Origin of the sequence: Nocardia sp. NPDC050408, from assembly GCF_044458905.1 — a bacterium.
In the GTDB taxonomy this organism is placed as follows: domain Bacteria; phylum Actinomycetota; class Actinomycetes; order Mycobacteriales; family Mycobacteriaceae; genus Nocardia.
Map to the genome: position 1 here is coordinate 395,658 of NZ_JBITIL010000002.1, position 20,883 is coordinate 416,540.

Annotated in this window: 21 protein-coding genes; 6 read left to right on the forward strand and 15 right to left on the reverse strand. The window is 65.3% G+C overall.

Features of this window, described 5'->3' with window-relative positions:
• Positions 1-60: 60 nt before the first annotated feature.
• Together ACIBJI_RS06605 and ACIBJI_RS06610 are read right to left on the reverse strand one after the other, a co-directional pair.
• A complete protein-coding gene (locus ACIBJI_RS06605; protein WP_364340058.1) occupies positions 61-1,359 on the reverse strand; it encodes a hypothetical protein in 1,299 nt (432 codons plus the stop codon).
• Between the two features lie 35 nt (positions 1,360-1,394).
• Positions 1,395-1,895 (reverse strand): helix-turn-helix domain-containing protein, encoded by a 501-nt coding sequence (locus ACIBJI_RS06610; protein ID WP_364340056.1) that lies wholly within the window; start codon positions 1,893-1,895, stop codon positions 1,395-1,397.
• A gap of 80 nt (positions 1,896-1,975) precedes the next feature.
• Here ACIBJI_RS06610 and ACIBJI_RS06615 point away from each other — a divergent pair, with 80 nt between their 5' ends.
• On the forward strand, positions 1,976-2,407 hold the full coding sequence (locus ACIBJI_RS06615) for a nuclear transport factor 2 family protein (RefSeq protein WP_364340054.1): 432 nt from the start codon (positions 1,976-1,978) through the stop codon (positions 2,405-2,407).
• Here the strand turns inward: ACIBJI_RS06615 and ACIBJI_RS06620 are convergent.
• From ACIBJI_RS06620 to ACIBJI_RS06650, 7 genes are all read right to left on the reverse strand, one after another.
• A complete protein-coding gene (locus ACIBJI_RS06620) occupies positions 2,378-3,958 on the reverse strand; it encodes an ABC-F family ATP-binding cassette domain-containing protein (RefSeq protein ID WP_397083287.1) in 1,581 nt (526 codons plus the stop codon). The genes ACIBJI_RS06615 and ACIBJI_RS06620 overlap by 30 nt on opposite strands.
• Positions 3,959-4,185: 227 nt before the next feature.
• Positions 4,186-4,758, reverse strand: coding sequence for an adenine phosphoribosyltransferase (locus tag ACIBJI_RS06625; RefSeq protein ID WP_364340050.1), 573 nt, complete (start codon positions 4,756-4,758; stop codon positions 4,186-4,188).
• 37 nt (positions 4,759-4,795) lie between these two features.
• Positions 4,796-6,499: an ABC transporter substrate-binding protein gene (locus tag ACIBJI_RS06630; RefSeq protein ID WP_397083289.1), complete on the reverse strand. Its 1,704-nt coding sequence runs from the start codon at positions 6,497-6,499 to the stop codon at positions 4,796-4,798.
• 24 nt (positions 6,500-6,523) lie between these two features.
• On the reverse strand, positions 6,524-7,774 hold the full coding sequence (secF, locus tag ACIBJI_RS06635; RefSeq protein WP_397083291.1) for a protein translocase subunit SecF: 1,251 nt from the start codon (positions 7,772-7,774) through the stop codon (positions 6,524-6,526).
• Positions 7,771-9,504: a protein translocase subunit SecD gene (gene secD, locus ACIBJI_RS06640; RefSeq protein ID WP_364340044.1), complete on the reverse strand. Its 1,734-nt coding sequence runs from the start codon at positions 9,502-9,504 to the stop codon at positions 7,771-7,773. The genes secF and secD overlap by 4 nt, the downstream gene beginning before the upstream one ends.
• A 151-nt stretch (positions 9,505-9,655) precedes the next feature.
• Entirely contained in the window at positions 9,656-10,003 is a 348-nt protein-coding gene (gene yajC / locus ACIBJI_RS06645; RefSeq protein WP_364340042.1) for a preprotein translocase subunit YajC, read from the reverse strand.
• Positions 10,004-10,183: 180 nt separating this feature from the next.
• Entirely contained in the window at positions 10,184-11,674 is a 1,491-nt protein-coding gene (locus ACIBJI_RS06650) for an NAD(P)/FAD-dependent oxidoreductase (protein WP_364340040.1), read from the reverse strand.
• 97 nt (positions 11,675-11,771) lie between these two features.
• On the opposite strand from ACIBJI_RS06650, the gene ACIBJI_RS06655 reads away from it, so the two are divergent.
• On the forward strand, positions 11,772-12,422 hold the full coding sequence (locus tag ACIBJI_RS06655; RefSeq protein WP_364340038.1) for a TetR/AcrR family transcriptional regulator: 651 nt from the start codon (positions 11,772-11,774) through the stop codon (positions 12,420-12,422).
• Positions 12,423-12,572: 150 nt separating this feature from the next.
• Positions 12,573-13,145 carry a DivIVA domain-containing protein gene (locus ACIBJI_RS06660; protein ID WP_364340035.1) on the forward strand — a complete coding sequence of 191 codons (573 nt, stop codon included), beginning with the start codon at positions 12,573-12,575 and terminating at the stop codon, positions 13,143-13,145.
• Positions 13,146-13,258: 113 nt separating this feature from the next.
• Here the strand turns inward: ACIBJI_RS06660 and ruvB are convergent, their stop codons facing one another.
• The 4 genes from ruvB to ACIBJI_RS06680 form a co-directional block, all read right to left on the reverse strand.
• Entirely contained in the window at positions 13,259-14,344 is a 1,086-nt protein-coding gene (ruvB, locus tag ACIBJI_RS06665) for a Holliday junction branch migration DNA helicase RuvB (protein ID WP_364340032.1), read from the reverse strand.
• Between the two features lie 6 nt (positions 14,345-14,350).
• Entirely contained in the window at positions 14,351-14,956 is a 606-nt protein-coding gene (gene ruvA / locus ACIBJI_RS06670; protein ID WP_040692392.1) for a Holliday junction branch migration protein RuvA, read from the reverse strand.
• Positions 14,953-15,522 (reverse strand): crossover junction endodeoxyribonuclease RuvC, encoded by a 570-nt coding sequence (gene ruvC, locus ACIBJI_RS06675; protein ID WP_364340027.1) that lies wholly within the window; start codon positions 15,520-15,522, stop codon positions 14,953-14,955. The genes ruvA and ruvC overlap by 4 nt, the downstream gene beginning before the upstream one ends.
• A 94-nt stretch (positions 15,523-15,616) precedes the next feature.
• Positions 15,617-16,102: an MmpS family transport accessory protein gene (locus tag ACIBJI_RS06680; RefSeq protein WP_364340025.1), complete on the reverse strand. Its 486-nt coding sequence runs from the start codon at positions 16,100-16,102 to the stop codon at positions 15,617-15,619.
• Positions 16,103-16,279: 177 nt separating this feature from the next.
• Here ACIBJI_RS06680 and ACIBJI_RS06685 point away from each other — a divergent pair, with 177 nt between their 5' ends.
• Positions 16,280-17,749, forward strand: coding sequence for an alpha/beta hydrolase (locus tag ACIBJI_RS06685; RefSeq protein ID WP_397083294.1), 1,470 nt, complete (start codon positions 16,280-16,282; stop codon positions 17,747-17,749).
• A gap of 34 nt (positions 17,750-17,783) precedes the next feature.
• Here the strand turns inward: ACIBJI_RS06685 and ACIBJI_RS06690 are convergent, their stop codons facing one another.
• The gene (locus tag ACIBJI_RS06690) at positions 17,784-18,776 is read right to left on the reverse strand and encodes a GlxA family transcriptional regulator (RefSeq protein WP_397083296.1); all 993 of its coding nucleotides are present in this window, start codon (positions 18,774-18,776) and stop codon (positions 17,784-17,786) included.
• A 28-nt stretch (positions 18,777-18,804) separates the two neighbouring features.
• On the opposite strand from ACIBJI_RS06690, the gene ACIBJI_RS06695 reads away from it, so the two are divergent.
• On the forward strand, positions 18,805-19,797 hold the full coding sequence (locus tag ACIBJI_RS06695) for an NADP-dependent oxidoreductase (protein WP_397083298.1): 993 nt from the start codon (positions 18,805-18,807) through the stop codon (positions 19,795-19,797).
• 7 nt (positions 19,798-19,804) lie between these two features.
• Here ACIBJI_RS06695 and ACIBJI_RS06700 read toward each other — a convergent pair whose 3' ends face one another.
• Complete coding sequence (locus ACIBJI_RS06700) at positions 19,805-20,056, reverse strand: hypothetical protein (RefSeq protein WP_364340016.1); 252 nt, start codon at positions 20,054-20,056, stop codon at positions 19,805-19,807.
• A 316-nt stretch (positions 20,057-20,372) separates the two neighbouring features.
• Here ACIBJI_RS06700 and ACIBJI_RS06705 point away from each other — a divergent pair, with 316 nt between their 5' ends.
• The gene (locus ACIBJI_RS06705) at positions 20,373-20,579 is read left to right on the forward strand and encodes a DUF5988 family protein (RefSeq protein WP_364340014.1); all 207 of its coding nucleotides are present in this window, start codon (positions 20,373-20,375) and stop codon (positions 20,577-20,579) included.
• The last annotated feature ends 304 nt before the right edge of the window (positions 20,580-20,883 follow it).

Genomic DNA, 20,883 nt, shown 5'->3' on the forward strand with positions numbered 1-20,883 from the left:
CGCGTTCCGGCCGCGAAAGTCAGGACCCTACACCTACACTGCGGCTGTGGGACCGAATGGCTACTGCTCGACGAGCCGACGACAGCCGTCCCGCCCGCCGGGCAGACCCACCGTATCGAGCCAGCGTTCGAGTTGACCGAGCTGCCACAGATCATCGATCTCCACCAGCACCGCGAGGAACGACAGCTGGGCGGCGGTCAGCTCCGAACCGATTCCGATCGGATCCGGAAAGGCTCTGTGTAGAAAGGAAATACAGTCGTAGTGCACGGTGCTGGGATTCGCGGCCCAGGCCGCTTCGATCGCGGCGGGTAGCAGCGTCTCGAAATCAGCAACACGACCGACGAGTTCCCGGATGACATCGTGGCGCAGCCACCCGTCCTGTCCGGGCAGATGACGATCGAACCACCGGTCGATGACTTCCGGATGCTCCAGCGCGGCGAGCAATTCGTCGGTAGCGCGCTGCTCGCCGGCGAATGCTGGCGCGAGAGCGGCGCAGGTGCGCACACCGGGATGGACATCGGCGAGCAGTTGCTCCGGCCGGCCGCCGTTGAGACCGGAAATCCTTGCGGCAGTGGCGCGTTCGGCCGGATCCGACATGGTCGGCGCGATCTCGTCCACCCGCCGCAGCAACGCGACCCGCTTTTCGGCATAGGCCGGATGCGCGGTGAGTTCGATCAACGCCCGCAGCGCGGCCATGCGCACCGTCACCTCCGGATCGTCGACCAGGGGCTCGACGGCCTCGATCACGCCGGGAATAACAGCGCGACAGGCAATCTCGTCCCTGGCCCGCATAGCCGCACGGAATACGTGATCATCGATGGCCGCCAACAAGCCCGGTGGCGTCGGAACATGCTCCACCAGAAGGGCATTCGCCGGATCCGGTCCCAATTCCAGCAACCCGGCACGCCGATTCGCTTTGACGCGCTGCAGATCCTCTTCGGTTCGCCCGGGTGGATATGCCTCGGTATACAGCTGCTCATCGGAGATTCCCGAACAACATCCCTGTGCGAAGACCTCGAGGTAGTCCAGTAGCGCGACGCGCAACGGTCGCGGCCCCGGATCCCACGGCAGTATGCCCTCGACCTTCATCTCGGTGTGCGGACGAGCCAGCAGTTCGGCCACGATCGCGACGAACGGCGCGGTCGCGGAGTACACGCTGCCCTGATGCAATAGCGCGGCGTCGAGATAGCCGACCGCGTCGACACACGCCTCGGCGTCACCGTCGATCAGAGCCCGCAGGTGCGCCGGAGCATCCGCCGCCGGGCCGTAAGCATGTTCCAGCTCGACCCAATCGATATCGGCTATCGCCCGCAACACCGGATCCATCGGATTGATCATGCTGCAGCCGAGCACGTCCATCAACTCGAGCGAAACACTTGCGTTACCCGACGGATCTACGGTGCCGGTTCCAGATGATCGCCGATCAGCATGGTTCCCGGTCCGCGCCGCGCGCCGGGACCGTGCCGCCAGTAGACGTTGTCGGCGGTGAGCGGTGCGCCGCAGTCGCGGCAGACCACTACACCGGACGTCGGATGTCCGCAATCACGATGCACGACCAGCGCGGGCGGCCCCGCGGGTCCGGCGAGCCATTTATCGCCCCATGAGATGAGCATCGTGAGCACCGGATACAGATCGCGGCCCTGCTCGGTGAGCACATATTCGTGGCGCACCGGATTGGTCTGGTAGGCCCTGGCCTCGACGATCCCGTACTGCCGCAACACGTCCAGACGCGCGGTCAGGACATTGGTGGCGATTCCCAGATCGCGGCGGATGTCCTCGAACCGGTTCACCCCGACGAACAGGTCGCGCAGGATCAGCGGCGTCCACCGCTCCCCGACCACGTCGAGGGTTCGCGCGATCGAGCACACAATGTCGGACATGGCAGCTTTGGGCACCCGCCCATGGTAGTCCATTGCTTTTTGCAAGTCACTCCGATACGTTGCGAAACGACCAACTGTGAAGGGGTGATCGAAACATGTCGGATACTGTGGCGCGGTTTCGCGAGGCAACGGAGGCCAGCGATTTCGATGCGCTGATGACGACCCTGGCCCCCGATGCCGAGCTGACTTCGCCGGTCTCGGGCCGGTTGGTCTTCCGAGGTCACGACGATCTGCGCATTCTGTTGACCGCGGCGTACGGCAGCCTGGGCCGACTGCGCTGGACCGAGCACATCGGCGACGGTGCCCGCCGAGTTCTGCTCGCCGAGGCCGCCGTCGGACCATTCCGGATGACCGAGGCCATGATCCTCGAATTGGCCGCCGACGGCCGCATTCGCCGACTCGAACCGCACCTGCGGCCCTGGCTCCCACTGACCCTGCTAGCGGTGAAGCTCGGACCGCGCCTACTTCGTCATCCGGGCGTCATGCGGCGGGCACTATCACGTTTCGACCAGCCCGTCTCCAGTTAACTCGAGACGTCGGGTCACCCCGATGTCGTCGAGGAAACGGGAATCGTGGCTGACGACGATCAGTGCGCCCTCGTAGTTGGCCAGCGCCTGGGTGAGGTGGTCGAGGCTGGGCAGGTCGAGGTTATTAGTGGGCTCGTCCAGCAGTAGGAGCTTCGGGGCCGGATCGGCGATCAGGAGCATGGCCAGGGCCGCGCGCAGGCGTTCACCGCCGGACAGGGCCGCCGCCGCGACATCGGCATCGGTGCCGCGGAACAGGAAGCGGGCGAGTTGGGCTCGGATCTGTTCGGCGGCCGCGTGCGGTGCGGTCGCGGCGACATTGTCGAAGACCGTGCGCTGCTCGTCGAAGATATCGAGACGTTGCGGCAGTATGCGCCACGGCACCAGCGGCGGTTCGGCGGCGATGCGATGCAGCAGTGTGGTTTTCCCCGCGCCGTTGCGCCCGGTCAGCGCGATCCGCTCCGGACCTGAGACCCGCAATGTCACGGTCGGACCGCAAGCCAATTCGACCTCCTCGAGATCGATGACGTCCTGGCCCGGGTAGAGCCGGGTGCCCGGTAGGTCGATCCGGATCTGTCGATCGTCGCGCAACAGATCCTCGGCCTGTTGCAGCTGTTCCTTCGCGGTGTCCAGCTTTTCGATGTGGTTATTGCGCAGCTTGCCCGCCGATACTTGCGCCGCCCGCTTGCGTGCGCCCATGACGATCTTCGGCTCGCGTTTGTTCTCGAACATCTTCTGCCCGTAGCGCGCTCGGCGATCGAGTTTGATCCGGGTCTCGACCAGTTCGCGCGCCTGTTTGCGAACATCGCTGCGGGCGTCCCGGATCGCGGCGCGCGCCACCTCCTGCTCGGCTTCGATGATCCGCTCGTATTCGCTGAAATTGCCGCCGAACAAACGCAATTCACCCTGCCGCAGTTCGGCGATGGTGGACATTCGCTCCAGCAGCTCGCGGTCATGGCTGACGGTGAGTACGGTGCCGGAGAACTGGGCGACGACCTCGTAGAGGCGTTGGCGGGCAAGGTGATCCAGGTTATTGGTCGGCTCGTCGAGCAGCAGCACGTCCGGATCGCGCAACAGCTCGGCGACCAGGCCGAGCAGCACCGTCTCGCCGCCGGAGAGGGTTTCCAGGCGGCGGTCCAGCTGTTCGGTCGAGTCGGCGAGGTAGTGCAGGCCAAGGCGACCGAGCAGCGCGATGGCACTCTCCTCGACATCCCACTGCGCGCCGACGATATCGAAATCGGACTCGTCGCCGATGCCGGATTCGATGCGATGCAGCGCCTTTCGCGTCTCAGCGATGCCCAGCACCGCGTCGACACGCTGACCGTCACCGAGGCCGAGATCCTGGCGCAGATAGCCAAGCCGCCCGGTGAGCGTGATCGAACCACGCGCCGGTGTCAGCTCACCCGCGATCAGCCGCAACAGGGTGGACTTGCCCGCGCCATTGCCGCCGACCAAGCCGAGGTGGCCGGGTCCGAGCACCGCGTCCAGACCGTCGAAGACAGGGGTGCCACCGGGCCAGGAGAAAGTAAGATCGGAAAGAGACAGATTGGTCATGTGGACCCCAGAGGTTGCGCGGGAATGCGGCGCACAGGATGCGGGCCGCCCGGGTGGCTACCTCATGAGAGCAACGACATGACTCCGATCAACGGGGATAAGACCCGTCTAGATTAAACACATCCGCGGCTGTCGCGCCACTGATATTCCGATCACATGTTCTGTCCGCAACGCCGAGGCGACCGAGTAACCCACCTCGACTACCCGGTCCGCCACTAACGAGCGATCTAGACTCGCACGACCGAGCTCAATGGGTAATCGCCCTGGCGATCGCGGCCATTGAGGAAGCCCAACTCCAGAACGACTGCGGCCGCGACGATTTCGGCACCGGCGGTCTGGAACAGTTCCGCGGCGGCAGCCAAAGTGCCGCCCGTGGCCAGCACATCGTCGAGCAGCAGAATGCGCCGCCCTTTCAGATCGACACCGTCGGCCGGAATCTCGAGCGATGCGGTGCCGTACTCGAGGCTGTACTCACGCGAGATGACCGGCGGCGGCAACTTCCCGGCCTTGCGCACCGCCATGACACCGGTTCCCAGCGTCGCGGCAACGCCGGCGCCGATAATGAATCCGCGAGCATCGACGCCCGCAACCAGATCGGCATCGGGTGCGCACGCCGCGAGGCAGTCGATGACGGCCCGGAAGCCCTCCGGATCGGCGAATACCGGCGTGAGATCGGCGAAGCGGATGCCGGGAGAGGGGAAATCGTCACACCAGCGGGTCAGGCGTTCGACCAGTTCGGCCGCCTTGCCTGTCCGCTCGGCTAGGACGTCGTCCGATTCCACCGCCGCATGCTTGCTCATCGACACCTCTCCATGGTTACTCACCCACCAACACCTGTCACCGCTTCAACACCCAGCGGTCCATGTTCCAGCCAGTGCCCGCCTGGGTGGGCCCGGCTATGCCGTTGCGCAGACCGTCGCCGAACGCGATGGTGCGGGGCGTGACGAACAACGGAATGCTCGGCATCTCCGCCCACAGCAGGTTCTCGGCCTCGGTGCGCAGATTCAGCGTTGCGGTCGAGTTGTCGTCGCCCGCAAGCTGATCGGTGATCGAATCGTAGCGGCCGTTACCGAAGCGACCGAAATTGAGCCCGCTACCGGTGCGCAACGCACTGGTAGCCGCCACTCCGGTCCCGGATCCGGCCGGACCCGGGGCCGATGCGGTGCCGCCGAGGACGGCATCGACTTTGCCCTCGGTGAGCTGGGACGCAGTGAAATCGGCGGATCCGGCATCCACCACATTGATACCGGCCGGTTTGCACGCGTCCGCGATCATCTGCACGGTCTGCGTGCGCCGGTCGTCCGGCTTCACATATCCGATCCGAATTGTCGGCTTGGCCGCACCGGCGGCCGCGGCCGCCGTCGCATCACCGCCACGGTACTTGTCGGCCGCGCCGATGACGTTCGGGTAATACAGCGAATCCTGCTGCGTGATACGAGAATTCAGCACCGCGGTGCCTAGTCCGGTCTTCGGTGCGTCCTTGGCCTTGCCGAGTTTGTCGAACAGATCTTGGCGCGGCACACAAAATGCGAAACCGCGCCGCGCGTCGGCCGAGGTGAAGACTCCCAACGTACCCAGCACCAACTGCTCGACACCGCGCCCCGGCACGGTCCGAACCGAAAACCCGCCCAGATTGATGTCTTTCACCGATCCGGCGCCTATATCGACAACCCCGACCGCATTGTCACCGACCTTCGCTTTCAGATCGGCGGTCTTCGGATACACCACGATCCGCCCGGTCTCGGGCTTATTGCCCCACCAGCGCTCGTTGGCGACCAGCACCAGACCGTCCTCGGCGGAGTAGGAATCGATCCGATACGGCCCCGATGACGGGAACCGCGAAAGATCCACCTTGTCCGTGCCGATCGTCCACCCGTTGTTCCAGAAGTCGGCGATCCGCTGCAGCGACGCCTGATCACCGGATTGCACCGCCGTCACCACATTCGGCACATTCGCCACCCGAGCCGCCACATGCGCGGGCATCAACTCCCCCGCGGTGAACAGATCGCGCCACGGCAAGTAGTGATGGTCCGCGCGGAACACGACGGTGGCGTCCTTGGACCCGGGCTGACAGTCCACCCGCTCGATATCGGCGTATCCGGCGGTGCTCGCGGCATCGAAGAGCGGAACCTGGCCGCGGTCACCGGGTTTGGTATAGCGGCCACTGCGCGCGGCCCAGGCGAGCACCAGATCGTCACATGACGTCGGCACCCCGTCGGAGTACACCCCGTCCGCATTGAGCCGGTACTGCACCGTCTGCGCCTCGCCAGGCACCTCTTTCGCGGTGCCGACGTCGGTGTCGGCGACCTGCTGACCGTCCGGTCCGGTATAGAAGAACCCCGTCAACACCCGCGCGAATACCGCAGCCGAACCGCTGCTCGCACCGAGCGTGCTGCCGCCGTTATAGCTGGCGATCACCGAGTCGACGGCATAGCCGATGGAGGGCACCTGGTTCTGGCTGGAGCATCCGGCCATCACCGTGGCGGCCACGGTGCCCGCAGCCACCGCTCCGATCAGACGTGCCGCTAGCGACTGCTTCATATATGCAAACCCCTGCCGTCGGTGTCAGTGCCTGCGCTTGTTCCGCTTTCCGCTAGGACGGGCGCCCGGACGCGGAACCTGTCCGACTTCCCGAACCGGTCGCGCACCCAATTCCCGACCGGTAGCCGCGACCGCGCGCCGCTCCGCCTCGGCTCCCGCGCGCGCCGAGGCCAGCCCGGCCCGCTTGTTGTGCACCTTCTTGGTGTGCGCCGCGACCGGCCCCCACCGCTCCTTGATCGACACCAGCAGCGGCACCGCGAAGAAGATCGACGAATACGCACCCACGATCATGCCGACCAGCTGTACCAGCGCGAGATCCTTCAGCGTGCCGACACCGAGCAGCCATACCGCGATCACGAGCATGCCGACAATCGGCAGGATGCCGATGACCGTGGTGTTGATCGATCGCATCAACGTCTGGTTCGCCGCGAGATTCGCCTGTTCGGCATAGGTGCGCCGGGTCGTATTGACCACACCGCGGGTGTTCTCCTCGACCTTGTCGAAGACGACGACATTGTCGTAGAGCACATAACCGAGGATGGTCAACAGACCGATCACCGCCGCGGGTGTCACCTCGAAGCCGACCAGGGAGTAGATGCCCGCCGTGACGATCATGTTGAAGAACAGCGAGGCGATCGCCGCGATCGACATATCCCGTTCGAAGCGGATCGCGATATAGACCATGGTGAGCGCGATGAACACGACCAGCGCGATCAACGCCTTCTTGGTGATCTGGCTACCCCAGGTCTCGCTGATCTCGGCGATGCTGATCGCATTGCGGGAAACGTTGCCGTCCTTGTCCTTCGGCTGGAAGGCGTTGAACAGCGCGGTCTGCAGCGCGTCGGTCTGAGTGGCGCTCAGTGTGTCCGAGCGCACCTGGATGGTCTCCGCAGCGCCGGATCCGACCTTCTGCACCGTCACCGGCGCGTGGCCGATGGCCTGGTTGTAGATGTCCTCGACCTTCTGCGTGGTGGCCGTGCCCGCCGCGGGCAACTGGATGCGCGATCCGCCCGCGAAGTCGATGCCGAGGGTGAATCCGCGAAGTCCGATACTCAGCAACGAGATCAGCACGAAGGCCGCGGTCAGCCCGTAGTAGAAACGCCGCCGACTGACGATCTTGAATCCGCCGGTACCGGTGTAGAGACGCTCGAAAACGCTGTGCTTGGGCGTCTCGAAATCGTTCACCTCATCGGCGAACGGCTCCAGGGTCGAGTCGGGCCCACCCGTCGCCGGCCCGCCACCCCGCATGGAATCGCTACGCGATGCTGTCCTCATCGTGCCGTCTCCTTAACCAGCGCCTCGCCGGCCCTGCGCTCCCTGGCCACTTCCTGAATCGCACCGAGCCCGTTGACCGACGGCTTCGCCCAGAACGATGAGCGGGAGGCCAGCATCATCAGCGGCGCGGTCACCAGGTACAGCACGATCACGTCGAGGACGGTGGTGATACCGAGGGTGAACGCGAAGCCCTTCACCTGACCGGCGGCCAGGATGTAGAGCACCACCGAGGCGATGAGGCTGACGGTCTTACCGGAGAGGTTGGTGCGCTGGGCCCGCTGCCAACCGCGCGGCACAGCCGAACGGAAGCTGCGCCCCTCGCGCATTTCATCCTTGATGCGTTCGAAGAACACCACGAAGGAATCCGCGGTCAGACCGATACCGATGATCAGACCGGCAATACCCGCCAGGTCCAGCGTGAATCCGATCCACCTGCCGAGCAGCACGATGATGCCGTACACCGCGACACCCGAGGCGATCAGCGAGAATCCGGCCAGGAAACCGAGCATCCGGTAGTAGAGCAGGCAGTACAGCAGCACCACCGCGAGGCCGATCGCACCCGCGAGCAGACCCGCGCGCAGCGAGGACAGACCCAGCGTCGCCGAAACCGTCTCGGCCTCGGAAGTCTGGAACGACAGCGGTAGCGAACCGTACTTCAGGGTGTTCGCGAGTTCCTTGGCGCTGGCGGCGGTGAAGCTGCCGGAGATGGTGGTGCGTCCGCCCTGCTGCGGACCCGACTGCACGACCGGCGCGCTGACCACCTTCGAGTCGAGTACGAATGCGACCCGCTTGTTGATGTATTCACCCGTCAGCGTGGCCCAGGCATCGCTACCACCAGATTTGAATTCGAGGTTCACCTCATGGCGCGCCTGCTGCTGGTTGAGTCCGGAGGTGGCGTCCTTGATCTCCTGGCCATCGATGCGGCTCTTGTCCAGCAGGAAGATTTCCTTGCCGTCGGTGGAGCAGGTGACCAGCGGCAGATTCGGATCGTCGTTACCGGCGAGCGGATCGGACTTATTGCAGTCCATCGCGGCCATCGCGGCCTGCTGCACCGTGGAATCGGTGCTCTGCCTGGTCGCCTTGGCGTCGGCGATCTCCTTCTTCGCCTGTTCCTGCGGCGTCAGACCGCCGGGCGGTGCCGGCGGCGAGGTCGGGGCCTGTGCAGGGAACACGCGCGGCTGCGGGGTCGACTCCGCGGCGGGTGCGGACTCCGTGGTCGGCGCCGGCTCGGTGGTGGGCGCGGACTGGGTCGGCACGGTGCCATCCGGGTTGAGCTGGGTGGTGTCCGGAACCGTGCCCGGCGTCGCCGTCCCCGCGGTACCCGTCTGTGGCGTGGCCTTGCCGCCGACCGCGGGCACCGCCGACAGCACCGGACGGATGTAGAGCTTGGCGGTCGTCGCCAGCGCCTTGGCCTGACCACCGTCGTCACCCGGAACCGTGATCACCAGGTTGTCGCCGTCGATGACGACCTCGGAACCCGAGACACCGAGGCCGTTGACGCGGTTCTCGATGATCGTCTGCGCCCTGCGCAGGCTGTCCTGGCTGGGCTTGCTGCCGTCGGGGGTGCGCGCGGTCAACGTGACTCGGGTACCACCCTGCAGGTCGATGCCGAGCTTGGGGGTCGGGGAATGGTCACCGGCGAAGAACACCAGCGCATAGATCACGGCCAGCAGCACGGCGTAGACGCCGAGCAACCGGAGCGGATGCGCCGATCCCTGGGAAGGTGGCACAGTTCGTCATCTCCTAGGCGGAAGTCGAGGGTGGAACAGGCGGGCGCGCACGGCTGGGCACCCGGACGGATGGCCCGCGGCGATCTGGAGCGCGCGGGCTGGCCCTTTCGAGCGAGCTGCAAGAAATCGCTACGAGAGCCAGTAAAACCGATCAGTCCTTGGTCAGCCGGGTCTCGGTCTGCTGCGCGGACTCCTCGACGGAACCGGCCTCGGCCTCGTCGGTCACGGTCTCATCCGTGGTCTCGTCCTGGGTGCGCACATCGCGGATGGCCTGACGCAACCACGTGGTGATGACGTCCTCGGCGATCTCGAGATCGACCGTGGTGTCGTCGAGATCGACCACGGTTCCGTACAGACCCGACGTGGTGGTGACCTGATCGCCGACCTTCAGGCTTTCCTGCATGGTCGTGACCTTCTCGGCCTCGCGCTTCTGGCGGCGCACACCGAGGAACATGGGCACGAGCAGGGCTACCAGTAGGAGCGGAAACAGAAGTTCCATCGTCGAAGTCAGTCCCTAGTCTGTGGGTGGGAATGGGCTATTACCCCAACAGTCTGCCAGCTCATGTCGTCACCACCACACCGGCACACCCTTGACGTCCCGGAATCCGGATCTCGAGGCATCCGAGACAGCATGAGCCCCGCGACCGAGCGACGGTCGCGGGGCTGCGCAACGGCCGTCCTAGGCGATCTTGCCGTAGGTGTAGTCGTCGAGCGGGAAGCTCACCGCCTCGCGGTGGGCATTGACGGTGCTGGTCGGGCGCAGTAGTGCGGCCTCGCCGTGCTGGTTGAAGTAGTAGCTGCGCGCGCTCGCGCAGTCGCCGCCGTAGAACACCGAGGAACCCAACTTCTCGGTGACGCGGTCCAGGAACCGAGTGTTGGCCTGCTCGGTCACCTCGAAGGTGGTCGCGCCGCGCCGGAACATCTCACCGAGCAGTCGGCCCATGTGCTTCATCTGGGCCTCGATGGTGGTGAAGTAGGACAGACCGCTGTAGGAGTACGGGCTGTTGAGGCTGAGGAAGTTCGGGAACTTCGGCACGGTGATGCCCTCGTAGGCCTGGAACCGGTTGTCGCGCCAGAACTTTCCGAGATTCACGCCGTCGCGGCCGATGATCTCGATGGCCGGGAAGTTCACATCCCAGAGGTTGAATCCGGTGGCCAGGATCAGCGTATCGATCTCGGTCTTGTGCCCGTCGGCGGTGACGATGCCGTCGGCCTCGATGTGATCGATCGAATTGGTCTCCAGCCGGACATTGGGCTGGTTGAACGTCTTGAAGTACTGATTGGAGAAGGTGGGGCGCTTGCAGCCGAAGTCGTAGTGCGGGGTGAGTTGCTTGCGAATCTTCTTATCGCGCACCTGCGCACGCAGATGCGCCTTGGCGAGTAGGCCCGCGGCCGAATTCAGCGGCTTGGCCTGCTTGAAGTGCAGCACCCCGACCACCATGAGCGCCTCGAGCAGACTGGTGTTGACCAGCCGCGCGGCCTTCTGAGTGGCGGGCACCCGCGCGAACAGCCGCTGCACCGGATCGGGAATCGCGGTGTCGATCTTCGGCACCACCCAGATCGGGGTGCGCTGGAAGACGGTGAGTTTCTCGGTCTTCTTCGCGGCCTCGGGTATCAACTGCACGGCGGTGGCGCCGGTGCCGATGATGGCGGCCTTGCGGCCGGTCAGGTCGAAATCGTCCTGCCACGCGGTGGTGTGGATGATCTTGCCCGCGAACGAATCGATGCCGGGAAACGGCGGTGTGTAGGGCTGGGAGAGGAAGCCGGTCGCGGTGAGGAGGTAACGGCCGGTGAGGGTTTCACCACCGGCGATGGAGACGACCCAGTGCTGGCGCTCCTCGTCCCAGCGGGCGCCGTCCACCACCGTTGCGAAACGCATACGGCGACGCAGGCCGTACTTGTCGGCGACGTGGGCGGCGTACTTCTTGAGCTCCTTGCCCGGCGCGAACAGACGCGTCCAATAGGGGTTGGGCTCGAAGGAATACGAGTAGGTCACCGAGGCGATATCGACCGCGAGACCCGGGTAGTGATTGACATGCCAGGTGCCGCCGAGGTCGTCCTCGCGCTCCAGAATGATGAAATTGCTCAGACCCAGCCGGTCGAGCTCGATACCCGCTCCCATGCCGCCGAATCCCGCACCGACCACGACCGCGTCGTATTGAGGCGCCACGTCGAACCTCCTACTTAAACATTCCATCGAGAATGTAGGAACCATCTCTCACAGAATGACATCTCATTCCGTTTGTGAACACCGTATCATCGGACAGGTGACGAAGCCATCCACCCGTGCGCCCCGCCCAGCGGCCGGAAATGCGATCCAGCGACGCAAGGCCGAACTGCGGCAGGAGATCATCGATACCGCCTTCGTCTGCTTCGCCGAGAAGGGCTATCACGCCACCGGAATCGCCGATATCGCCGGCGAATTGGGTATCGGCCATGGCACCTTCTACCGGTACTTCAGCAATAAGCGCGAGATCATCGACGTGGTCATCGACGATCTGGCCACCCGGATCATCGAGGCGCTCGGCACCGATAACGCGCCCGACGCCGCCACCTCCCTCGACGAATATCGCGCCCAGATAGATCGCATCGGCACCGCGCTCACCCGGATCCTGGTGGACGACCGACGGGTCGCCCAACTGCTGCTGTTCCATGCCACCGGTATCGATGACGAACTCACCGCCAGGCTCTACGGCCTGCTCGATATGGCCGATGCGCTCACCGCGGGCTATCTGTCGCACGGCGTCGAACTCGGTTATCTGCGTGCGGATCTCGATACCAAGTACACCGCCAAGGCGGTGACCGGCATGCTGCTCGCGGGCATCGTGCACGGGCTGCGCAATCCGGACGAGGCCGCAGTCCAGGCATTGAACGAGGCGATTCGACGGCTGCTGATCGACGGCGTGCGCAAAGACTGAAGTCCGGCAAATCTCCTGCGGCTACGTGAGCCGATTCCGGCTAGGGTGGGACCCGGATCGACCGGCCAACGGGGGCAACACGTGTTCGGCAGAGACCGCCTAGTTCGAAAAAACCGCATTCGACGCGAGCAGGGCAGCGACCCTGGAACAATGTCGCGGGTGACCCCCGACGACGTGAGCCGAATGCACTTCGCCATGCCACCTATGGGGCACCGCGGCTACCACGCCGATGAGGTGGACGCGTTCCTGGAACTGGTGTCGGCGACACTGGCCGGTCGGGGTGTGCTGACCGCCGACGATATACGGCACGTCGCCTTCGATGCTCCGCGCTTCGGCGGACGCGGCTATCAGGCCGATCAGGTCGACGAATTCCTCGATCGGGTCCGCGTGGAACTGGAGTTCCGCCAGCGCGGCTCCCGCCCGGTCCCCGCCGGTGGCAACGGTTCCGGCCCCGCCGCGCTGCTCACCCCCGACGATGTGCACCGCATGCAGTTCACCCAGGCCGCTGTCGGCCGCCGCGGCTACGACACCGAAGAAGTGGATGCGTTCCTGGATCTGGTCGCCGCCACCCTCGCGCACGGCAGTCCCGGCAGTTTGACCGTCGCCGACGTCCGCGCTGTCCGCTTCACCGAGGCCCGCCTGGGCACCCGCGGCTACACCCGCGACGAAGTCGACGCCTTCCTGGATCTCGTCGTCACCGCCCTCGAAGCCAATCACCGCTGAACCGCGCTCGCGCCACAACGCAGATCAAGATCAGGTGGAATTCATGGCGGCATCGCCAAGCGACTAGCCGCCGCCACCAGTTCCACCTGATCTTGATCCGGGATTGATCCAGCTCAGTCGAAGAGGTCGAGGGTGGGGTGAGGTTCGCGGCCGCGGACTTCAATGGAACCGAAGACGAGATCGGGCGGCGGCACGAGGCCCAGGTGTTCCCAGGCGGCGGCGGTCGCGACGCGGCCGCGCGGTGTGCGCGCCACCATGCCCGCCCGGACGAGGAACGGCTCGCACACCTCTTCGACGGTCGCGGCCTCCTCCCCCACAGCGACCGCGAGGGTCGAAACACCAACGGGCCCACCACCGAAGCTGCGGACCAGCGCGCCGAGGACGGCGCGGTCGAGTCGGTCGAGGCCGAGGACATCCACGTCGTAGACCTCGAGTGCAGCCTGGGCGATGGGACGGGTGATCACGCCGTCGGCGCGAACCTCGGCATAGTCGCGGACGCGGCGCAGCAGGCGGTTGGCGATGCGGGGAGTGCCGCGGGAGCGACCCGCGATCTCGGCGGCGGCATCGCGATCGATGGTGACACCGAGAATATGGGCCGAGCGCTGCAGAATGCGCAGGAGTTCTTCGGGATCGTAGAAGTCCATGTGGCCGGTGAAGCCGAAGCGGTCGCGCAGCGGTCCGGTGAGCGCACCGGAGCGGGTGGTCGCGCCGACCAGGGTGAACGGTGCGATATCGAGCGGAATCGAGGTTGCCCCAGGGCCTTTCCCGACGACCACGTCGACGCGGAAATCCTCCATGGCGAGGTAGAGCATCTCCTCGGCGGGCCGGGCGATCCGGTGGATCTCATCGATGAACAGCACATCGCCCTCGACCAGATTGCTCAGCATCGCAGCGAGATCACCCGCGCGTTCCAGCGCCGGACCGGATGTAATACGCAGTGCCGTACCGAGTTCGGCAGCAATGATCATCGCCATACTGGTCTTGCCGAGCCCGGGCGGGCCGGACAGCAGCACATGGTCCGGGGTGCCGCCACGCTGTTTGGCGCCGCGCAGCACCAGCGCGAGCTGTTCACGCACGCGCGGCTGGCCGATGAAATCGTCCAGGGACTTCGGGCGCAGATTGGCCTCGATCTCCCCGTCGGACTTCAGATAGCTCGCGCTGACCTGGGATTCGGTGTCCTGCTCGGGATCCTGATCCATCACGTCTTACCGATTCTTCCCCAGCGAGCCGAGCGCCGCCCGCAGCGCCTTCGACGTATCGGCGGCGGGATTCTCGGCGAGCACCGCATCGACCGCGGGCTCGGCCTGTTTGACCGGGAATCCGAGTCCGACCAGCGCCTCGACGACCTGCTCGCGCACCGGCGTGAGCACCGGCGTCGGTGTGCTGCCGGGCGGACCGGCCTGCACCGGAACGAGATTCACCTTGTCACGCAACTCGACAACCATGCGCTCGGCGCCACGCTTACCGATGCCGGGAACCCTGGTCAGCGCCGCGACATTGCTCTCCGCCAGCGCCTTGCGCAACGCCTCGGGCTCGAGCACCGCGAGCACCGCCATGGCCAGCCGGGGGCCGACTCCGGAGACGGTCTGCAAAAGGCCGAACAGATCACGGGATTCGGTATCGGCGAATCCGAACAGCGTCATCGAATCCTCACGCACGATCATCGCCGTGAACAGCCGGGATTCCTCGCCGCGGGTCAGCGTGGACAGCGTCGCGGGGGTGACATTGAGCCGGTAGCCAACGCCCGCCGCCTCGATCACCACATGATCGAGCGCGATCTCGAGCACCTCACCGCGTACCGACGCGATCACCCGCGCACCACCTTCCGTTGTTCGGCAAGCCGCTGTGCATACCGCCGCTGGGCTTCGGCGGCACGCGCCTCGGCCTCGGCCATCCGCGCCATCAGCGGCGCCCGCCAACAATGACAGATCGCCAGGGCCAGCGCATCGGCCGCATCCGCCGGTTTCGGCGCGACCTGGAGGCCGAGAATACGCGTCACCATCGCGGTCACCTGAGCCTTGTCCGCGGTGCCGTTGCCGGTGACCGCGGCCTTCACCTCGCTGGGGGTGTGGAAGGCCACCGATATCCCCCGGCGCGCGGCCGCCAGCGCGATCACTCCGCCCGCCTGCGCGGTTCCCATCGCGGTGCGCACATTGTGCTGCGCGAATACCCGCTCGATCGCGACCGCGTCGGGTTTATGGGTATCCATCCAGTGTTCGGCGACGTCGGCGACACCCATCAGCCGGTGTGCCAGGTCCATATCCGCTGGTGTGCGCACCACGTCGACGTCGAGCGCCGTCACCTTCCGCCCCAGCCCGCCCTCGACGATGCTGAGGCCGCACCGGGTGAGTCCCGGGTCGACGCCCATCACCCGCACACGATCCCCTCTCGAAGGCACGAACAACTGTTCGAGAGTCTAGTGGACGGGCACCTACCATTCACCAACGACACGGTGGCCGTCCGGGATTCGGCTAGTTGAACGAGTGGTAGCAGCTCACATACGCGTAGGTGCCGGAGTCCGAATCCTCGACGACTACCTTGCCGTCCTGCAGGATTCGGCAGGTCACCGTGCCGCCGTTGGATCCGCTGACAGTCGCCGACACCCGGCCCGTGCGGACATATCCGGTGACGGTCACGCCCTTCGTCCACGGCAGCGGCGAATCATCCGCCTGGTTGGTGTCGAAATCGCCAGTGTTGTAGGAGATATCGGCGGTGCCGGAGCCGATGACCTCATAGGTGATCGAAGTTTCCTTCTTGGACTCCTTGTCGATCCGATAGATGACGGATCCGAATACCGCGACGCAGCCGCCGACGGTGAGGACGATCGCCAGGAAGACGCCGCCGAGGACCCATGGCCACACCGGCTTGCCCTTGGGCGGCTGCGGCGGATATCCCGGGTAGCCCGGATACCCCTGCCCCGGATAACCCGGGTACTGCGGCGGTGGTTGATAAGTCATGTGCCCCCTCCTGAATCCCTGCACGACCGGCTACTGGACTTTACCGGACACGACTGTTCGGAGACCGGTTCACCTGTGCGGTTATCGACCTGCCATCGACCAGCGTTTCCGGGGCGCCCAGGTTCATCGGAGCGAATTCACAGGCTTTCTCGAGGAACGGTCTCGACAATGCCCTAGGTGCCCGTAGTCCGTGCCCCGCTCGCCGCACCCGCGACCCCTGTGACACCGCCACCACCACCGCGGTTGCCTTCGGCGAATCTGAATCCGAACTATCAGAACGGTTTTCACCACGGCATCTCGCTGCTGCACGGCTGGCTGCCGGTGACCGTCGAATTGGTCGCGGTGGCCGCATTGATCCTGGCGGTCGGCTGGCGGACCCGGCGCTGGCGGCTGGTGCTGCTGCCGGTCTGCGTTGCACTCGGTGCGGGGGGCGCGGTGGCCGCGTGGGCATATGTGAATGATCAGGGGCTGGCCTCGGATCCGGCGCCGGTCGAGTTGTGGGCCTGTGTCGGCGTCGCGGTGGCGGCCATCGCGGTCGCCGCGCTCGGCTGGCGCAGTGCCAGGTGGTGGCGGCGCGGCGTCTCGGTGCTCGCCATTCCGTTGGCACTGTTGAGCACCGGCATCGTGCTCAATCAGTGGGTGGGCTACTACACCACCGTGCAGTCGGCGTGGAATGCGCTCACCGCGGGTCCGCTGCCGAACCAGACCGATATCGATGCGCTGCCCGGACTGCGCAATACCAATGTCAGCACCGGCAAGATCGTGCCGGTGCAAATTCCGGACGCGGCCAGCGGTTTTCCGCATCGAACCGAATATGTGTACCTGCCGCCGGCCTGGTTCGCCGGTCCGACGCCACCGACACTTCCGGTCGTGATGATGATCGGCGGCGAATTCAATACGCCCGCCGACTGGATCCGCAGCGGCCAGATCATGCCCGAGGTCGACAAGTTCACCGCCGCCAACGGCGGTCGCGCGCCGATTCTCGTCTTCGTCGATTCCAGCGGCAGTTTCAACAATGACACCGAATGCGTGAACGGTCCGCGCGGTGATGCCGCAGATCATCTGACCCGAGATGTGCCCAGTTATATCGAATCTCGGTTCGGCGCCTCCGCGGATCCGGCGAGCTGGGCGGTGGTCGGCTGGTCCATGGGTGGCACCTGCGCGGTCGATCTGGCGGTCATGCATCCCGAATTGGTGCGCACCTTCGTTGATATCGCAGGCGACCTCGGTCCGGCCTCGGGCAATAAGGAACAAACGATCCGAAGGCTTTTCGGCGGCGACGCCGACCGCTGGGCCGCGTTCGATCCGCTCACCGTCATGGCCGAACACGGCCCCTACACCGGCACGGCAGGTCTGTTCGACGATCTCACCCCGCCCAAGTCCGGTCCGGGATCCCATGGCGCACATCAGCAGTCCGCAGTCGCAGAAGATGACAACGTCGGCATGGGCGGCCACGACGGAGTTTTCGACACCGGTGAGGTCGGCGCCGCCGAAAAGCTGTGCGACGCAGGGCATGCAGTCGGCATCGATTGCACCATCCACACCACCCAGGGCGGCCACACCTGGCAATTCGCCTCGGCCGCGTTCATCTCGTCGTTCCCCTGGATCGTCGCCCGCGTCGGTCTTCCGGTACCCGACGCGACCTGAAACCTGTTGCGGGGTTGATGAATCGAGTCGCCGCTCAGCCCAGCGCTTCGGCTGGCACGACCGACTCGGCGCGGAAGGTTCGGCGATAAGCCAACGGGGATATGCCGATGGAATCGTGCAGGTGTTGGCGCAGTGAGCTGCCGGTGGCGAAGCCGACTTCGCCCGCGATGCGGTCCACGGTCAAATCGGTCGATTCGAGGAGGTGGCGGGCCCGGAAGACGCGCTGTTGGATGAGCCAGCGCCCGGGGCTCATGCCGACCTCGTCACGGAAGCGGCGGGCGAAGGTGCGCTTGCTCATTCGGGCCTGGACGGCGAGATCGTCCATGGTCAAAGGCAATCGGAGGTTCTCGAGTGCCCAGTGCCGGGCGGCCGCGGTGCCCGCCGAGGTCGATGGCGGCACCGGCTGTTCGATGTATTGCGCCTGGCCGCCATCGCGCCACGGCGGCACGACGCAGCGGCGCGCCACCGTATTCGCGACCGCACTGCCGTGGTCGCGGCGCACCACGTGCAGGCAAAGGTCGATGCCTGCCGCCGCGCCTGCCGAAGTGAGCACGTCATCGTCGTCGACGTAGAGCACATCGGTATTCAGCCGCACCCGCGGAAAGGTGCGCCGGAACAGTTCGGCCACATTCCAGTGCGTCGTCGCGGGACGACCGTCGAGCAATCCGGCGGCGGCGGTCACGAATGCCCCGGTACAGATCGACACGATGCGGGTGCCGGGACGGATGTGCGTGAACGCCGCGGCCACCGCGGGCGGCAGCGTGCCATCGAGCGTCATATCGATATCGCAGGCCGGTATCACCACGGTATCGGCGGTCGCCAGCGCCCGGCTGTCATGCTGGACGGCAATGGCGAAATCGGACCGGCTCGGCACCGGTGCGCCATCGATCGAGCAGGTGCTCACGTCGTACAGCTCGACAGTACTGAAGACCCGGCTCGCAATCCCGAGCTCGAACGGATAAACCCCGTCCAATGCGAGCACGACCACCCGGTGTCGCGCCGCCTGCACATTCGAGGTAGCGACCATGGCACGATCATATCGAATATTGGCAATCATGCCATTTTCTGTGGCCGGCGCCGACGGCAGGCTGAACGACATGAACGACACCACCATGTGGGCGATCAGCCAAGACGTGATCGGCGGCCCCGAGGTCCTGACCGAAGTCGAACTGCCCATCCCGACGCCCGGGCCCGGCGAGATCCTCGTCCGGGTGCGGGCAGCCGGTCTCAACCCGACCGATTGGCGGCATCGCGGCGTCTCGGGACTCTTCCTCGGCGAACCACCCTTCGTGTTGGGTTGGGATGTATCGGGTGAAGTGGCGGCCACGGGTATCGGTGTCACCCTGTTCGAGCCGGGCAACGAGGTCTTCGGCATGCTCCCCTATCCGTACGGACACGGCGCCTTCGCCGAATACGTCGTCGGCCCCGCTCGCGCCTTCGCCCCGAAGCCGGTGAACCTGGACCACATTCAGGCCGCAGCCATACCGTTGGCCGCCCTAACCGCCTGGCAGGCCATCGTAGATACCGCGAACCTGCAAGCTGGACAACGCATCCTGATCCATGCCGCGGCGGGCGGCGTCGGACACTTCGCCGTTCAGATCGCCAAGGCGCGCGGCGCACACGTCATCGGAACTGCGAGCGCGGCCAACCACGAATTCCTCCGCGAAATCGGCGCGGACGAGACAATCGATTACCGCACAACCGATTTCACCGAGACGGTGCACGGTGTCGACGTCGTGCTGGATTCGATCGATGACCAGAACAGCCTGCGCTCCCTGCACACGCTCCGTCCCGGCGGTCTGCTGGTCTCGCTGCGCGCCTTCGGCGCAATCGAATTAGCTACCGAGGCAAAGCAATTGGGAGTCCGGGCAGTACGCATGCTGGTGCAGGACGATCACGCCGGAATGATCGCGCTCGCAAAACTCGCCGAATCCGGGGCATTGCGTCCGGCCGTCGCCGGGGTCTACCCGTTCGAAGAGGTGGCGAAAGCGCACGCACTCGGCGAAACCAGCCGCACTGTAGGCAAATTGGTCCTCACGGCGCCGTGAACGCGGATCAGCGCTTCTTACCGTGGTCGATCAGAATTTCGGCGCCCCACCACGTCAGGCGTCCGGCAATCGCCACGTATAGGAAGATCGCGAAGTACACCAGACTGGCGCCATAGTCGGCAGCCCAGCCGGGCATCCGGTTCACCGTGGCGAATGCGGGGATGAGCAGGATCAGTCCAGTCGCGACCGCGAGCGGGGCGAGGGTGATATTCAGGTCGGTTGAATCGCCGGGATGCTCGTCGGCAAGGGATCGACGCATGATGGCTGGTCTCTTTCCGGGCGGGACAAGTTCTCGGTGCGCAGAGCCTGATCGGGTGGCCGCGGCATTGTGTCGCAGCACTCGATTCTGTTATCAGCAATCTGACCGCAACCGTTACACCACCGCGATCGGCCCCTATGATCAGATTGCCGCACATCCAGGAAATGCCATCAGCTAATCAATAGCAATCATTGGCCGGTCAGCGAGGCGATATCAGCTACCGCCCCGGGCCGGGGCCTCGGAATCCACCCGAGACAATGCGGGCATTCGGCCACGTTCGTGGCGTGCATCACATTCGAGACATACCATCCGAAGGATGAGCAATGTTTCGAAGGCTGTCCTAGAAGGTGGGCCGAAAGACTTGCCCGCTCGCATCGTTGCGATCACGCCGCCCGGCGTCGAGCTCAAAGTCGAATACCGTGGCGGATACGAGCACTTCAAGGTCACCAATCGGGAGGCCGATACGCCCGAGGGGCGGCTGCGGGTCTACGAGTGGTCCGATCGGACACGAATCGCGGAATAACCGCCGCGCTCCGGATGCGAAAGGCACTCGGGGCGGTCCGCATCTCTCCGAACCGCCCCGCGGCGCCGATCATTGATGTCCCGCCGTCAGTCCTGTTCCAACTGGGCATCAACCTCGTCGGAGATGTCTACCATCGGATGCAGTGACGTTCTGTACGTCAAAGTGACCGATGCACCGACAAACGTCAGTCCTGCTCCAACTGGGCGCCGACCTCGTCGGAGATGTCTACCATCGGATGCAGTGACGTTCTGTACGTCAAAGTGACCGATGCACCGACAAACGTCAGTCCTGCTCCAACTGGGCG

Bases quoted from the DNA above. Each gene is read 5' to 3' on its own strand.
- ACIBJI_RS06605 (WP_364340058.1), bottom strand. From the start codon at position 1,359: ATGGACGTGCTCGGCTGCAGCATGATCAATCCGATGGATCCGGTGTTG.
- ACIBJI_RS06615 (WP_364340054.1), top strand. From the start codon at position 1,976: ATGTCGGATACTGTGGCGCGGTTTCGCGAGGCAACGGAGGCCAGCGAT.
- ACIBJI_RS06620 (WP_397083287.1), bottom strand. From the start codon at position 3,958: ATGACCAATCTGTCTCTTTCCGATCTTACTTTCTCCTGGCCCGGTGGC.
- ACIBJI_RS06625 (WP_364340050.1), bottom strand. From the start codon at position 4,758: ATGAGCAAGCATGCGGCGGTGGAATCGGACGACGTCCTAGCCGAGCGG.
- ACIBJI_RS06630 (WP_397083289.1), bottom strand. From the start codon at position 6,499: ATGAAGCAGTCGCTAGCGGCACGTCTGATCGGAGCGGTGGCTGCGGGC.
- secF (WP_397083291.1), bottom strand. From the start codon at position 7,774: ATGAGGACAGCATCGCGTAGCGATTCCATGCGGGGTGGCGGGCCGGCG.
- yajC (WP_364340042.1), bottom strand. From the start codon at position 10,003: ATGGAACTTCTGTTTCCGCTCCTACTGGTAGCCCTGCTCGTGCCCATG.
- ACIBJI_RS06660 (WP_364340035.1), top strand. From the start codon at position 12,573: ATGTCGCGGGTGACCCCCGACGACGTGAGCCGAATGCACTTCGCCATG.
- ruvB (WP_364340032.1), bottom strand. From the start codon at position 14,344: ATGGATCAGGATCCCGAGCAGGACACCGAATCCCAGGTCAGCGCGAGC.
- ACIBJI_RS06680 (WP_364340025.1), bottom strand. From the start codon at position 16,102: ATGACTTATCAACCACCGCCGCAGTACCCGGGTTATCCGGGGCAGGGG.
- ACIBJI_RS06690 (WP_397083296.1), bottom strand. From the start codon at position 18,776: ATGGTCGCTACCTCGAATGTGCAGGCGGCGCGACACCGGGTGGTCGTG.
- ACIBJI_RS06695 (WP_397083298.1), top strand. From the start codon at position 18,805: ATGCCATTTTCTGTGGCCGGCGCCGACGGCAGGCTGAACGACATGAAC.
- ACIBJI_RS06700 (WP_364340016.1), bottom strand. From the start codon at position 20,056: ATGCGTCGATCCCTTGCCGACGAGCATCCCGGCGATTCAACCGACCTG.
- ACIBJI_RS06705 (WP_364340014.1), top strand. From the start codon at position 20,373: ATGAGCAATGTTTCGAAGGCTGTCCTAGAAGGTGGGCCGAAAGACTTG.